Below are 16,673 nucleotides of genomic sequence, written 5' to 3'. Positions count from 1 at the left end.
CTTTCTCATTAGTTTAAGTTGAGCCAAACACTCTTCACTTCTGTATAGTTATTTAATGCGTAAGATCCCATTTCACGGCCAAGGCCGGATTGTTTAAATCCTCCAAATGGAGATGCTGCATCAAAGACGTTATAACAGTTTATCCATACTGTACCAGCTCGTACTTTACTCGCAACATAATGTGCTGTTTTAACATTTTCTGTCCAGACACCAGCAGCTAAGCCGAATTGTGATTTATTTGCACGTTCAATTACTTCATCAATATCGTTAAACGGTATTGCAGAAATAACTGGACCGAAAATTTCTTCTTTTGCGATCGTCATTTCATCATTTACGTCAGCGAATACGGTAGGAGAAACGAAGTAGCCTTGATCGAATGGATTACTTCCTCCGCAAAGTACTTCAGCGCCTTCTTCAATCCCTTTTTCAATGTAGCCCATTACACGTTTTTGTTGTTCTTCGGAAACGAGAGGACCGATTGTTGTTTCAGGGTTAAGACCGACACCTTGATTTAGTTTTTTAGAATAGAGGACGAGATCAGCCATGACATTATCGTACATTTTCTTCGGAACAAATAAGCGTGATCCAGCAGAGCATACTTGTCCTTGGTTAAACATAACACCAGAAAGTGCACCAGGAATCGCGCGAGATAAATCAGCATCTGGCAAGATGATATTTGGTGATTTACCGCCTAACTCAAGTGTAACGCGTTTTAATGATTCGGATGCTTGTCGCATAATTTGTTTACCGACTGGAGTAGAACCGGTAAATGCAATTTTATCAACGAGTGGATGATTAACGAGAGCTTGTCCAGCTGATTCACCGAATCCAGGTACGATATTAATAACACCTTTCGGGAATCCAGCTTCTTCAATTAATTCAGCTAAGTATAGAGCAGATAGTGGAGTTTGTTCTGCAGGTTTTAAAACGATTGTACATCCTGTAGCAAGCGCTGCTCCCATTTTCCACATTGCCATAAGAAGCGGGAAGTTCCAAGGGATAATTTGACCAACGACACCAACAGCTTCATGGCGTGTATAGTTAAAGTAATCACCGGAAACAGGGATTGTTTGACCAACGATTTTCGTCGCCCAGCCAGCATAATAGCGCATATGTTCAATTGCGAGTGGTATGTCTGCTGCCATTGTTTCACGGATTGGCTTTCCGTTATCTAGCGTTTCGAGTTGTGCAAGCTCTTCTTTATGTTCTTCCATTAAATCAGCTAACTTGTACATAAGGCGGCTTCGCTCAGCAGTGCTCATGCGAGACCAAGGACCTTCGTCAAAAGCCATGCGAGCTGCAACGACAGCTTTATGAATATCTTCGCGACCAGCTTCAGAAACGATGGCAAGTGTTTCGCCAGTTGCTGGGTTAGGTGTCTTAAATGTTTTACCGGAAGCGCTTTCAATGAAAGATCCATTCACATATAACTTTTTTGTACCTTGAAGAAACTTTTCTACCTTTTCATGAAGATTTACAGCTAGTTGACTCATTGTATAACCCCCTTGAAAATATAATGTAAACGCAGTACGAGACGGCGTTTATTCCGAAATCAAGGATGTGGGAACTAGATGGAAAGCCTCTAATTAAAATCATAATTAATAAATACTGAAAATTCAAATTTCATTTGTGTTACAATTGTAAAAAATATGTAATGTAAGAGAATCTTCTATATGATTATAAAAAATCCTGCTTGTTTTTGCTTTCTAGTAGGAAAAACTAGAAGAACAATGGTACAATAATACATCGTGAGAGGAGGGGGAAAATGAAGAATTATCATGATGATCCGCGCTTTCGAGTTGCCCATAGAGAAGCGTTAATCGGTCTTGGATTAGCTATTATTAATTTTATAATATGGTATGGATTTGCTTATGGGCTTGGAAGTAAGGATCCGAGTGAATATACATATGTATTAGGTTTTCCAGCATGGTTTTTTTATAGCTGTATCGTTGGATTTATCGTAATGGTTATTTTGCTTATTTTAGTTGTTCGTTTTTTATTTCAAGATATTTCACTCGATGAGGAAGAAAAAAGTGAGGAATGATAGATGAATTGGTATGTAATAATCCCAATGATAATTTCTTTTATCGTTGTGTTTTTAATTGGTGTATATGCATCAAGACGTGTACAAGCAACCGCTAATAATAAATTTTTACAAGAATATTTTCTTGGTGGACGTGAGCTCGGCGGCTTATTATTAGCTATGACAATGATTGCTACGTACGGTAGTGCAAGTAGCTTTATCGGCGGGCCTGGTATTGCTTACAATATGGGTCTTGGATGGGTGTTGTTATCAGCGATTCAAGTTGTAACAGGATATATCGTTTTAACGGTTATTGGTAAAAAGTTTGCTATTATCGCTAGGAAGATGGAAGCAATTACTCTTATTGATTATTTGAAGGGCAGATACAATAATAAAGCGGTGGTTGTTCTTTCTGCGCTATGTATTATAATCTTTTTGTTCTCAGCAACAGTAGCCCAGTGGGTTGGCGGCGGACGATTAATTGAGTCACTAACAGGACTTTCTTATACAACGGCACTATTTTTATTTACATTTTCTGTACTTGTGTACGTGCTAATTGGTGGATTTCGTGCAGTTGCTTTATCAGATACGTTATTAGGAATCATTATGTTAGTCGGAACAACAATCATTTTAATTGCTACTGTCATTGCTGGTGGTGGAGTTGAAAAGATTATGCAGGAACTCATTCAAATTAATCCGAATTTAATTACACCATTCGGAGCAGATGGCAGTTTAACGAAATCATATGTGACATCGTTTTGGATTTTAATTGGAATTGGAGTCGTTGGATTACCACAAATTAGTGTGCGTGCTATGTCTTATAAAAATTCAAAAGCTATGCATCAAGCGCTTATCATTGGGACGATTGTCGTTGGTACAATTATGATTGGTATGCATTTAACTGGTGTATTTGCCCGAGTAGTACTTCCTGGTATAACGGTACCAGATAAAGTGATGCCACTACTCGCGATGGAAGTGTTACCACCTTGGCTAGCTGGAGTTTTCTTAGCTGCACCAATGGCAGCGATAATGTCTACAGTAAACTCATTACTTTTACTTGTAAGTTCGTCAATTATTAAGGACATATATGTGAATTACATAAATAAAGATGCAGCAGATAGTACGATAAAGAAAGGTAGTCTATGGATTACTGGTATCGTAGGATTACTCGTATATGCTGCAGCAATTAAGCCGCCAGATTTTTTAATATGGTTAAATTTATTTTCCTTCGGTGGTTTAGAAGCGGCGTTCATTTGGCCGATTGTACTAGGTTTATATTGGAGAAAGGGAAATGCAACTGGAGCACTCGCTTCCATTTTAGTTGGGGTAGGCTCATATATGTGTATTCATCTTTTCTATCCAAACCCGTTCGGTATACATACAGTTGTCTTCCCAATCTGCTTTGCATTTATTGCTTACATCATTGGCAGTATGGTTACTATGAAGAAAAACGTCTAGATAAGATGGAGAACGCAGTCCGTATAGGGCTGCGTTTTTTCGTATGAATTTATTCTTTTTTATTCTGTATATCCATGACTATTCATAAATTAATAACAACTGAGGGGATGGAGTTGAGGTCGATGAAAAAAGTTTTGTTTTTGGGAGACCCGGGAATTGATGACTCTTTAGCCATCATGTATGGAATTATGCATCCTGATGTTGATATTGTTGGTGTTGTAACAGGATACGGGAATGTAACGCAAGAAAAAGCAACGAGTAATGCGGCATATTTATTGCAAATGGCAGGAAGGGAAGATATACCTGTTATTAATGGTGCGAAAATCCCTTTATCTGGGGATTTTGTGACGTATTATCCGGAGATTCATGGGGCAGATGGCTTAGGTCCTATTAAACCGCCAAAAGCATTTTCACCTAATATAAAACCTTTTTGTGCATTTTTTGATATTCTTGAAAAGTATAAAGGTGAATTAATCATTGTTGATGCTGGCAGGTCAACGACACTAGCGACAGCATTTATTTTAGAAAAACCGATGATGAAATATGTGAAAGAATATTATATAATGGGCGGTGCTTTCTTAATGCCTGGTAATGTTACACCAGTCGCGGAGGCGAATTTTCATGGTGATCCCATTGCATCACAATTAGTTATGCAAAATGCCAAGAATGTGACATTAGTGCCACTTAACGTTACATCTGAAGCTATTATTACGCCGGAGATGGTAAAGTATATTACGAAACACTCTAAAACAAGTTTTAATAAGTTAATCGAACCGATATTTACGTATTATTATAAAGCTTATAAAAAGCTAAATCCCAAAATAACAGGTAGCCCAGTACATGACGTTGTTACAATGATGGTAGCGGCAAATCCATCTCTTTTAGATTACGTGTATCGCCGTGTTGATGTCGATACGGTTGGAGTTGCAAAAGGAGAAAGTATCGCTGATTTTCGCCCGCAACCTGATGCGAAAGCATTGAAAAATTGGGTGAGAATTGGTTGGTCATTACATTATAAAAAGTTTATTGAAGATTTCGTGAAAATTATGACGTAGACATACTAGGAACATACAAGTTAAAATAATGGAGATGATTATTAAAATAATCATCTCCATTATTTTATTTTTAAGAGATAAATAGAGAAGAGTTACACAATAGGAGAGGAATTTTACTTGAAAAAAACTATAGTATGCGCAGTGATTGTGGGTATTTTTGTTTTGCTGATATCGGGTAACTTTTTAGTGAAAAAAGTGTGGAGTTCAAATAATGATGATGCGCAGTACATAGCATCCTTTATTGAAGAACATAAAGAGGAAAAAAATAGTGCTCTTCTAGTAAAGAGAAATGATAAAGTTGTGTATTCTGTAAATCCAGATGTTGTATTGCCAGTTGCTAGTACGATGAAGTTAATTGTGGCGCTTGAATATACGAAACAAGTTACAGAGGGGAAAATCGACCCGTCTAGTTTCGTTTCAATTAATGATGTGAATCGCTATTATGTGCCGAATACAGATGGTGGTGCACAAGACAGATGGCAAAGTTATTTGCAAAAAAAAGAAAAAATAACTGAAGGGGCAGTCTCTTTAGAGGAAGTTGCAAAAGGTATGGTTAAGTTTAGTTCTAATGCAAATACTGAATATTTAATGGAGGTATTAGGATTAGACAATATTAATCGGAATTTACAAAGTTTAGCGCTTCCTGCACATCAACCGCTATTTCCGATTGTTTCATCTTTATATATTCCGGGATATTTGCATAAAGAATTACATGTTCCAAAATATAAAATAGAGAAAAAGTTAAAAGAAATGTCTCAAGAGCAATATCGTGAATATGCTATGATTATTCATGAACGCTTAAAAAAGAAGGGGCCATTATTACAGAAGGAAATTCCTCTTTATTTAGAGGAACGATATGATAAAATTTGGTCGGATAGATTGCCGGCTGCTTCCGCTAACGATTATATGGTACTGCTTCAAAAGGCCAATCATAAAGGTGGCCTGACAGAGGCAGAAGAAAAAGTGTGGGCGAATATCGTTGAAACAGATATGAGTGCGAAGAAATATCGTAAAACATTCAGGCATGCCGGGCAAAAGAATGGTTATACACCATGGACGGTAACTAAAGCAGTTTATGCAATGGATAAACGCGGAAACTGTACAGAAATTGTTTTCTTGGCAAATGATTTAAATGAAGATGACAGTGCTGAAATACGTAAACATTTAGCAAATTTACATTTCCAAGTATTGCAAAGTGACAAGTATGATGCGACTTTTATTAAATAAACTCGGTGCTATAAGCACCGAGTTTATTTTTACGTACAAGCACTTTTTTTCCATCCCTGGGTATGATGGGTAGTAATACTTAGGTGGGAGGGGAAAAGGTGATGAAACAGAGTAAAGAAGAGTTTATAAAGAGTGAAGGCGCTGATTTCCCTGGGAAGACATATGTGGATTGTGTATTACAGCATGTATTTGATTTTCAACACAATTATTTATTGAAAGATATGTTTCAAGTGCATAGGGCACATATTATTATGTTAACTGAAGAAAAGTTGATGAAAAGAGAAGAAGCTAAAGTTATACTAACAGCGCTTAAAAAAGTAGGAGCAATTCCAAAGGATCAGTTGCTATATACAGAGCAACATGAAGATCTTTTTTTCTTAGTTGAACATTTACTTTCTCAAGAAGCAAAGTGTGAATTTGTCAGTAATATGCATATCGGTAGGAGTAGAAATGATATGGGTGTAACGATGTATCGCATGAGTTTGCGGCAATATGTTTTACAGTTAATGGAACATCATTTATTGCTGCAAGAAAGTATGCTGGAGCTCGCTGAGGAACATATGGAAACAATTATGCCTGCGTATACACATACACAACCAGCGCAACCAACAACATTTGGTCATTATGTTTTGGCAATTTACGATACGATGCAAAGAGACTTAGAACGAACGAGAAAAGCGTATCATCTTGTAAATCATTCTCCAATGGGGGCAGCTGCCCTTTCTACAACAAGCTTCCCGATTAAGCGAGAACGAGTGGCACAGCTACTGGGATTTACAAATGTAATTGAGAACTCGTATGATGCTGTTGCTGGGGCGGATTATTTATTAGAAACTAGTTCGTTGCTAATGGTTATTATGACGAACATGAGTAGATGGATTCATGATTTTTTACTATTAGCGACGAAAGAATATGAAGGGATTACTGTAGCGAAGCCATATGTGCAAATAAGTAGTATTATGCCGCAAAAACGAAATCCTGTTTCAATTGAACATGCCCGCGCTATTACGAGTAGTGTTTTAGGGGAAGCCTTTACTGTATTTCAAATGATTCATAATACACCATTTGGCGATATTGTTGATACGGAGGATGACTTGCAGCCGTATTTATATAAAGGAATCGAAAAGGCGATTCGTGTTTTTTGTATTATGAACGCAGTCATTCGAACGATGAAAGTAGAAGTGGAAACGTTAAAAAGTCGTTCATATAAACATGCGATTACGATTACAGATTTCGCAGATGTTTTAACAAGAAACTATGAAATACCATTTCGGCATGCACATCATGCAGCAAGTGCGATTGCAGATATGTCTATGCGGCAGAAGAAAGAATTGCATGAATTACATTTCAAAGAAGTAAATATGTACTTGCAAGAAAAGTTAAGAGTAAATTTATTAGAAGAAGAGTGGAAAGAAATTATATCACCAGAAGCTTTTATTCAAAAAAGAAATGTATATGGTGGTCCGAGTAAAAAAGAAATGGAGCGTATGATTCAAAATCGGAAAGAATCTTTTCGAAAAGAAGAAGAGATATTTGAGAAGGAAAAGAAGAGAGTTTTGCATGCTGAAAATGATTTGAGCACATTAGTTTCAAATATTATCGAATCGTAAAAGAAGGATTTAATGAATCAATCGCCAATATGTAATTAAAATATAAATGGAGAGAAGAGATTGTCGATGATTCAATTACACGTATATGAAGAGATTCTTCGTTTTAAAGAAGATGTCACACCATTTTTAGAAAAGAGTGAGCAGGAAAATAATCTCATATTAGGTGTATTACAAGTGGCTCAAGAACCGAAATTTATGGGGGTAGCGAAACAAGGAGAAGAAATTGCAGTTGTATTTCTTCAAACGGTGGAGAAACAAATCATTGTCGCTACGTCTGAAATTTCGGAAGAAGATATAGTAGAACTTGCAAAAGAGTTAACGAAAGTATATCCGGATATTCCTGGGTTGATCGGTAATAAGAAAGTTGTACAAAAATTAGCGGAAGAGATTGCGGTGTTAGAAAATAAGAAAACTAATGTTGTAATGAAACAAGGTGTGTATGCATTACAACAAGTTAAGCAGAAGTGGACCGAGGATGGGATTTTTCGAGAAATAAATAGTGATGAGCTACCATTAATAGAAAAATGGATATATCAATTCTGCGAAGACGTGAAGCTTCCTACTACGAAAGAAGAAGCGAAACAAACCGCGCATACATTAATAACTACCAACCGTCTATTTGGTCTGGAGGTTGGCGGGAAATTAGTCTCTGTAGCTGCAAAAACAAGACCAACTACAAATAATATAACAGTTAATTTCGTATATACGCCGAAAGAAGAACGGAAAAAAGGGTACGCATCAAATTGTGTAGCTGCACTTAGTCAACGTATGTTAGATGAAGGTTACAAAACAACGACATTATATACTGACCTGGCAAATCCAACATCGAATAAAATTTATCAAGAAATCGGTTATGAACAGATTATGGAGTCTGTACTTATATTTTTAGAGAAATAGAATGAAAAGGCACACTAGGTATAGCGTGCCTTTTTGTTATTCATCAATTCGAATTACCTCACCTTGCGGGAAGTCCTCTGTTTCTAGTAAGCTACGAATTGCTTTCGCAACATATTCAGGTGACAGTAGCTTTCCTTCTTCTTTTAATGTGATGAAGCGGTCTAAATTTATGAAGTCTTCTTTATTTGTTTCACGAATTTGAGCTTGCATATTTGTATCAACAACACCAGGTGCAAAAGCGACGATTTTTACTGGATATTCTTTTTCCACTTCTTCAGTTGCTACGCACTGTGTAAACATATTTACACCTGCTTTCGTTGTGCAATAAGCGCCCCATCCGAAATAAGGATTTTTTCCTGCTCCGGAAGAAATGTTTATAACTCGTTTATCTAATTTCCAGTCTTTCGTATGTTTCAAGAAAGTGGAAGTAAGGATCATTGGTGCGATTAAATTAATTTGAACGTTTGAAATGATAAGTTCGCTTTCTGCTTTTTCGATCGGTTTCATTGGTGCAACCGTGCCAGCGTTATTAATTAAATGAATAGATGATACAGTATCTTCTTTAATAGATGAAATGATTTCGTTAAAGTTAGTTTCTAAGTTATGTACATCTTGAAGATCTACGGAATGAAAAATATAATTGCTGTTATTTTGCTCTGCAAGTTTAGTAAGCTCTTTATTTTCTCTTCTAGAAATAGAGATGACCGTTGTATTTTCTTCTAGCAATTGGGTGGCAATTGCCTCACCTAAACCTTGTGAAGTTCCTGTTACGATAACGTAGCGCATAGTTTTATAAACCCCTCTCGTATGTGCGGAATTTTGTTGGACAACGTACGTTGCATAGTTTGTCTACATTTTATAGTATAGAGCACTTTTTACTATAAATGAAATGAGATGATTATGTGCCTTTTATGAATCGCTTTACAACGACAGTAACTGGTGCCGTCACGTTCACTGGGAACACATTAGGATTAAGCCCGACCTCGCCTGCCCCGGGCAATAACTTCGGTACGATTAATGTGTTTACTACAGTAAATACATCACTTCAAGTTCCGGGGTTCCCAGTAGGAACGACGAATGATTGGCGGTTAAATTCTTCAAGTGCACTTTTAAACCTTCCAGCAGGGAGTAATGTTTTATACGCAGAACTTGTGTGGGCCGGCACATACAAGACTGATACTGAGGATGTTACTGCATTTTTAAATGATAATATCACCTTTAGAACACCCATAGGGACCTTTTCAGTTACGCCAGATCCTGCAACTGCACAGCAAGGTTCTGTTGGAAGTCAATTTTATTACGTTCGCTCTGCCAATGTGACAAGTCTTGTTAATGCGGGTGGGGCAGGTCCATATACAACGGGGGGCGTACCAGCTACAAGAACATCCGCTGAGACATCAATTAGTCGTTCGGTAGGTTGGACTCTTGAAGTTGTTTATCAAAGTGCGAGTTTACCACTTCGGAATTTATCAGTGTATGCAGGTCAAGAAATCATTGATGCTTCGTCACCACCAGTTGATGCTATTATTTCAGGTTTTGCAACCCCTTCTACAGGAGTTGTTACAGGAAGGGTACTTGTAACTGCCCAAGAAGGTGATTCTAACATTTCTGGAGATCAACTTCGCTTTGGGCCGAATGCGAATACTACAGTTGCTTTATTCGGACCGAGAAATCCTGCAAATAATTTCTTTCAGTCACAAATTTGTAATGACAATGGAAATTTAGATACAACTGGTACATTTGGAAATTTGAATCAACCATTAGGAACAGCTTTGGCCGTTCGAAGACAAGGGTGGGATATTACGAATGTAGATGCTTCATCATCATTAGTAAACAATCAGACGTCAGCGACTGTTCGTTTCGTCACAAATGGAGATGGATACGCTGCAGCTGGTTTTGGTGTTCAAATTGATGCGACGGGTCCAAGTATTAATCCTGTTAAATTAGTTGATAAAACAGTTGCAGGTGTAGGGGATACTCTTACTTACACGATTACAGTTCCGAATACAGGGACGGGAAGTGCGGATAACGTTGTATTACAAGACAGTATTCCGAATGGAACGACGTTTGTAGCCGGTAGTGTGACAGTAGGGGGAGTAACTCAGCCGAGTGCGAATCCAGCCACCGGAATTAATTTAGGAACGATACCTAACAATACTCAGAGAATCGTTACATTTCAAGTGAGAGTCACATCATTCCCAAGTCCGAACCCAATTCCAAATCGTGCGGTGGTGTCTTATCAATTCCGTCCTTTCGTAGGAAGTCCACTCGTTACAAGTACAGCTTCTTCAAATACAGTACAGACAACAATTAATCGTGCGAATTTAAGTTTGCAAAAATCTGTAGATTTACAGACGGCAACGCTTAATGACGTATTAACGTACACAGTTAATGTGACGAATAATGGGAATGTTGCTGCAAATAATGTTATTTTTGTTGATAGTATCCCTGCAGGAACAACATTTGTCGCAAACAGCGTTACGGTAAACGGAGTAGCACGTCCAGGAGCGAATCCAGCAAGTAGTATTAATCTTGGAAGTATTAATGCTTCGCAAACGACTGTAGTACGCTTTCAAGTTCGAGTAACATCGAGTCCTCTTGTAAATCCAATTCCAAACCGTGCGAGTGTAACATTTAACTTTACTCCAGTGCCTGGTCAACAACCAATTTCAGGTCAAGCGACAAGTAATACTGTATTTACTACAATAAATATAGCTGATATAAGAACGAGAAAAACAGTAGATAGAGCTTTTGCGACAGTTAATGACGTTCTTACGTATACCGTTACAATTGAAAATACTGGAAATGTACTGGCGATGAACGTTATTTTTCAAGATCCAATCCCAATTGGAACGACTTTTATCCCAAATAGTGTAACTGTTGATGGAGTTTCGCAACCTGGAGCAAATCCAGCGACTGGGTTTACAGTAGCGAATATATCTCCAGGTGGAAGTAGGGTAGTGACTTTTCAAGTACGAGTGACATCAACGCCATCAGGAGGTACGATTGCGAATCGCGGAAATGTATCTGCTAATTTCGTCGTTATTCCGAATCAGCCGCCAGTAACGATTAATAGACAAACGAATACAGTTGTAACACAAGTTAATACAGGTGGTTTAAATGTAATAAAAGAAGTAAATACAGCTCAAGCGGCAGTAGGAGATACTTTAACGTACACGATTGCCGTTCAAAATACAGGAAACGTTCCGTTAACAAATGTGTTTTTCCAAGACACTATTTCTTCCGCTGTTTCATTTGTTGCAAATTCTGTAACGATTAATGGAGTACCGCAAAGTGGATTGAATCCGAATACAGGATTTTCTCTTCAAAATATTCCTGCGGCTCAAACCGTTGTAGTCACATTTGACGTATTAATTGTACAGGATCCAGAAAATGAAGATGTTTTAAATAGTGCAACTGTATCCGCAAGTTTTCAAGTGAATCCGAGTGAACCACCAGTTACTATTACTGTTCCGAGTAACGTCGTGAATACGACAGTACAAACAGGGAGCTTTGAAGTTATAAAATCTGTGAATACGAGTGTTGCAACTGTAGGAGATATTTTAATATATACAATCGAAATAATAAATGCAGGTAGTGTACCAGCTACAAATGTATTTTTCCAAGATTCAATTCCACAAGGAACGCTATTTATTGAAAATAGTGTATTGGTTAATGGTGTTTTACAGGAAGGGGCAGATCCAGAACTTGGATTTACATTGAATAATTTACCTACTGGTGCGAGTGTAATTGTTACGTTTGAAGTATTAGTTGATTCAATTCCTCAAGGAAATAATGTTGTAAATAATGCGAATGTCACTGGAGATTTTCTTGTAAATCCAACAGAGCCACCAGTGACTGTAACGGTGCCAAGTAATACTGTTATGACAATCGTAAATTCTTCAGGACTAAATGTAATGAAAAGTGTAAGCGCTACTGAAGCAGGTGTAGGAGATACGTTAACGTATACAGTTCGTATACAAAATAGTGGAACAGTAGCAGCAACAAATGTATCATTCCTTGATCCAATTCCATCTGGAACAACGTTTGTAGCAAATAGTGTAACGATAAATGGAACCTCTGAACCAGGTTTAAACCCGACAACTGGATTTCCACTTGCTAATATTCCAGTAGGAGGGATGGTAACCGTCACTTTTCAAGTGACAATTACGAGCGTACCACCAAATAGAGTACTTCCGAATAATGCGAATGTAACTGCTGATTTTCAAGTAAGTCCTCTGCAGCCACCAATTACAATTGTAACAATTAGTAATATAGTCGTGACACGAGTGAATGTAGGTTCAGTTAATGTAATAAAGAGTGTAAATACACCACAAGCAGGTGTAGGAGATACGTTAACGTATACGATTCGTATTCAAAATACAGGAACTGTTCCTGCGACAAATATTATTTTTCAAGATCCTATACCTGCTGGATCTACGTTTGTTGCGAATAGTGTAACGATAAATGGAGTCGTTCAACAAGGTGCGGATCCTATGGTAGGTCTTCCAGTTACGAATATTCCGGTTGGTCAAACGGCTACGATTACGTTTCAAGTTACAGTGACGAGTGTTCCGAGCGGTGGAAATATAAGAAACCAATCGAACGTTACTGCAAGTTTCCTTATAAATTCGGCAGGGCCTCCGATAACGACTGTTACGAATAGCAATTTCGTCGTGACGCAAGTAAACACAGCACAGTTAAATATACAAAAATCTTCATCTGTACAACAAGCAGCACTTGGAGAAACTTACACGTATTCTGTTGTCATTCGAAATAACGGCACAGTACCAGCGACGAATGTTTCTTTCATTGATCCAATTGCTCTAGAAACAACATTTGTAGCAAATAGTGTAACGATAAATGGAACGCCACAACCTGGGTTTGATCCAAATGTTGGTTTTCTGATTCCTAATATTGCAGCTGGGACATCATTGACTGTAACGTTCCAAGTTACAGTAGTTGCGCCATCCCCGCGCGGAGCAGTATTAAATACGGCATCTGCTACAGCCACGTTCTTATTAAATCCTTTACAACCACCTGTAACAACGACAAATTCAAGTAATACGACAGTAGTTACAATACCGTTACCTCCTCCTGGTGAAGTAACAGCAACAAAAACAGTTGATGTTGCAACTGGGGCTGTTGGGGATGTATTAACGTATACCGTGCTCATTTCAAACGTAGGAATTATACCTGTTACAGATGTGTTCTTCCAAGATGTCATACCAGAAGGAACGACATTTGTAGAAAATAGTGTAACGATAGGTGGAGTGCAGCAATTCGGTTTAAATCCAGAAATAGGCTTTACAGTTACTCCATTATTAATTGCTGGTGGAAGTATTACGGTAACATTCCAAGTGACGATTACAGAAATTCCAGATAATGAAGTCATATTAAATGATGCAGACGTTACATTTACTTCACAACCAAATCCGCAGGAACCACCGATTACGGAAACGATATTAACGAATTTAGTCGTTACGACAATTAATATAGCTTCGATTTTCCCATTAAAACTAGTAGATAAGGAAGTAGCCACTGTAGGAGAAATTTTAACGTATGATGTATTGATCTTTAATTTTGGAACAGTGCCAGCGACTAATGTTCAATTTATCGATACTACTTCCGCGGGTGTAGCATTTGTACCAGGAAGTGTGAGCATAAACGGGGTACCGGCACCAGGATTAGATCCTTTTATCGGTTTTACAGTTCCAGATATACCTGTAGATGATTTTGTACTTGTCACATATCAGGAGAGGGTAACGAGCATACCAGAAGGTGGTACAGTTGTTAACTTTGTAGACGTTACCGCTACATTTGCTGTAAGTGAAACAGAACCGCCTATTACTGAGACGACGACAAGTAACACGACATTAACAGAAATAAATGAATCTGGTTTGAAAGTATTAAAATCAGTAAGTCAGCCGGTTGTTACAGTAGGCGATACAATCACCTATACAACCGTAGTTCAAAATACAGGGACAGTGGCAGTAACGAATGTTCAATATAGTGATGTATTACCTTCCTCTATAGCATTCGTGCCGAACAGTGTAACGATAGACGGTGTGTTACAACCTGGATTCAATCCGAATAATGGATTCCCGCTTCCAGATATAAATCCAGGTGAAAGTGTAGAAGTAACATTCCAAGTAACAGTTGTCAGTGTTCCATCAAACGGAACGATTGCCAATACGGCAAATGTGACTGGAAGCTTTATATTAGTACCAGGAGAACCACCAGTTGTAGTAAATCAGCCAAGCAATACAACACTCATAACTGTAAATAGAGGACGATTTAATGTTATAAAACAGGTGAACAGGGCTGCGACTCTCGTTGGCGATGTATTAACGTATACAGTGCAAATAACGAATACGGGAACAGTAACAGCTAACAATGTTCAGTTTATTGATACGATTTCAGCAGGAGCGTCATTTGTACCAAATAGTGTAACGGTAAATGGGGCCCTGCAACCAAACTTAAATCCGATTACTGGATTTGGAGTTGGAGATATACTCGTTGGTGAAACCGTTATAGTGACGTTTCAAGCGACAGTTACAACCATCCCGTCATCAGGAACAATTACGAACGTTGCAAATATAACAGGAAACTTTACTTTAGTGCCAGGAGAGCCACCTGTTGTAGTAACTGAACCGAGTAATACGACGATAACAAGGGTAAATAGAGGTAGATTTAATGTTATTAAATCAGTAAATAAACAAGCAACACGATTAGGAGATACGTTAATTTATAGTGTGCAAGTTACGAATACAGGAACGGTACTGGCGACGAATGTTCAGTTTATCGATGTTCCATCCGCTAGTTTAGAATTTGTTCTTGGAAGTGTACAGATAAATGGGATTCCACAAGTAGGTTTAGATCCTTTTGTAGGCTTTTCATTACTAAATCTTGCAGTAGGGGATAGCGTATTAATCACATTTGAAGTAAATGTAATCGCAATTCCACCTTCTAGTAGCATTATGAATACAGCGAGAGTAACTGGTGATTTCGAATTGATTCCAGGAGAACCACCATTTACAATTACGAATTCAAGTAATACGACAGTCACACCAGTAAATAGAGGCAGTTTAGATATGCTGAAAGAAGTAGATCATTCAATTGTTGGAGTAGGAGAAACGGTAACGTATCGTGTTCGCATATTAAATACTGGTACGGCTGATGCAATGAATGTTCAATTTATTGATGTGCTATCTCCGGAAGCGGCTTTTGTACCAAATAGTGTAACGGTAAATGGAGTAGCGCGTCCAGGAGTAAATCCGCAGGTTGGATTTACGATTTTAGACATTCCAGTCGGTGAGACGGCGATTGTAACATATGAAGCTACAATTATGAGTTTTCCAGATGGTGGTACAGTAGTGAACGTCGCTGGAGTGTTAGCAGAATATATTTTAGTACCAGGAGAGCCGCCAGTTACAGTGATGGACACGAGTAATACAGTTATTGTAACGGTAAACACTGCAATCTTATTTGTTGCAAAAGGAGCAAACTTTGAAGTAGCAATGGTAGGAGATGTTGTCACTTACGGAATTGCCGTTATAAATGATAGTACAGTTCCTGTGACGAATATTGTTTTAACGGATATCATTGATCCGAATACGTTATTTATAAATGGCACGGTAACGGTAAATGACGTATCTCTTCCATTTGCCAATCCGAATACTGGTATTCCGTTAGGTGATTTTCAGCCAAATGATGCGGCAATTATTAATTTCTAAGTTGTAATAACAGGAGGACAAATAAATAACTTAGTTACAAATATTGCTACAGCGACTGGGCTCGCAACTGTAAATCCGAATGAGTCGCCTGTAGTAGTTGAAGGTGATAGCAATACAGTTGTTATCCCGTTTATCCCTCAAAATGTCTCAACGACAGTCGTAAAAACGGCAGATTTACAGGCAGCAACAATTGGAGATGTCATTACGTTTACGACAGTCATTACAAATACAGGTGATACTGTCATGCAAAATATTCGTTTTCAAGACATATTAGATAGTAGTGTTCGATTTATCCCTGGAAGCGTAATAGTCGATAGTGTTCCATTACGAAATGTAAGTCCAGTATCAGGGTTTCTTATAGGAAATTTAAATCCGGGTGAAGCGCGGACAGTTTCGTTTCAAGTAGCAGTTCAGAGTGCACCAAGTGGTTCAGGAAATTATATTAATCAAGCGAGTATTCGCTTTGAACATCAAGTAGGTACAGTATTGCCACCTGTTACACAAATAATAGAAAGTAACATAGTGGTCATCCCATTTGTTCCAACGATAGAACAAATTTGCGAAACGAACTTTAATTGCTTAGATAAAATTCCATTTCAATGTTCTCCATGTAATCACTTACAAATAAATAAAAAATAAATACAAAAAGAGCATCCAGTAAGAATAG

General features: G+C 38.0%; 8 protein-coding genes and 1 pseudogene. 7 read left to right on the top strand and 2 right to left on the bottom strand.

Features of this window, described 5'->3' with window-relative positions:
- Positions 1–8: 8 nt before the first annotated feature.
- Positions 9–1,493 (bottom strand): aldehyde dehydrogenase DhaS, encoded by a 1,485-nt coding sequence (gene dhaS, locus JDS80_RS07740; RefSeq protein ID WP_199637914.1) that lies wholly within the window; start codon positions 1,491–1,493, stop codon positions 9–11.
- 272 nt (positions 1,494–1,765) lie between these two features.
- On the opposite strand from dhaS, the gene JDS80_RS07735 reads away from it, so the two are divergent.
- The 6 genes from JDS80_RS07735 to JDS80_RS07710 all read left to right on the top strand — a co-directional run bounded on the left by JDS80_RS07735 (position 1,766) and on the right by JDS80_RS07710 (position 8,270).
- Positions 1,766–2,044: a YhdT family protein gene (locus JDS80_RS07735; protein WP_002014357.1), complete on the top strand. Its 279-nt coding sequence runs from the start codon at positions 1,766–1,768 to the stop codon at positions 2,042–2,044.
- 3 nt (positions 2,045–2,047) lie between these two features.
- Positions 2,048–3,481, top strand: coding sequence for a sodium/pantothenate symporter (panF, locus tag JDS80_RS07730; RefSeq protein WP_199637911.1), 1,434 nt, complete (start codon positions 2,048–2,050; stop codon positions 3,479–3,481).
- A 122-nt stretch (positions 3,482–3,603) separates the two neighbouring features.
- Positions 3,604–4,536, top strand: coding sequence for a nucleoside hydrolase (locus JDS80_RS07725; RefSeq protein WP_199637908.1), 933 nt, complete (start codon positions 3,604–3,606; stop codon positions 4,534–4,536).
- Positions 4,537–4,653: 117 nt separating this feature from the next.
- Positions 4,654–5,763, top strand: a complete 1,110-nt coding sequence (locus tag JDS80_RS07720; RefSeq protein WP_199637904.1) for a serine hydrolase — start codon at positions 4,654–4,656, stop codon at positions 5,761–5,763.
- Positions 5,764–5,864: 101 nt separating this feature from the next.
- Positions 5,865–7,373 (top strand): argininosuccinate lyase, encoded by a 1,509-nt coding sequence (argH, locus tag JDS80_RS07715; RefSeq protein WP_199637979.1) that lies wholly within the window; start codon positions 5,865–5,867, stop codon positions 7,371–7,373.
- Positions 7,374–7,433: 60 nt separating this feature from the next.
- Complete coding sequence (locus JDS80_RS07710) at positions 7,434–8,270, top strand: GNAT family N-acetyltransferase (protein ID WP_199637901.1); 837 nt, start codon at positions 7,434–7,436, stop codon at positions 8,268–8,270.
- Positions 8,271–8,306: 36 nt separating this feature from the next.
- Here the strand turns inward: JDS80_RS07710 and JDS80_RS07705 are convergent, their stop codons facing one another.
- Positions 8,307–9,056 (bottom strand): (S)-benzoin forming benzil reductase, encoded by a 750-nt coding sequence (locus tag JDS80_RS07705; RefSeq protein WP_199637898.1) that lies wholly within the window; start codon positions 9,054–9,056, stop codon positions 8,307–8,309.
- Positions 9,057–9,172: 116 nt separating this feature from the next.
- On the opposite strand from JDS80_RS07705, the pseudogene JDS80_RS07700 reads away from it, so the two are divergent.
- Positions 9,173–16,645 (top strand): annotated as a pseudogene (locus JDS80_RS07700) (DUF7507 domain-containing protein).
- Positions 16,646–16,673: the final 28 nt, after the last annotated feature.

Source organism: Bacillus cereus group sp. N8, from assembly GCF_016483685.1.
Taxonomy (GTDB): Bacteria; Bacillota; Bacilli; order Bacillales; family Bacillaceae_G; genus Bacillus_A; species Bacillus_A proteolyticus.
This window is presented reverse-complemented; position numbering and strand designations above follow the sequence as displayed.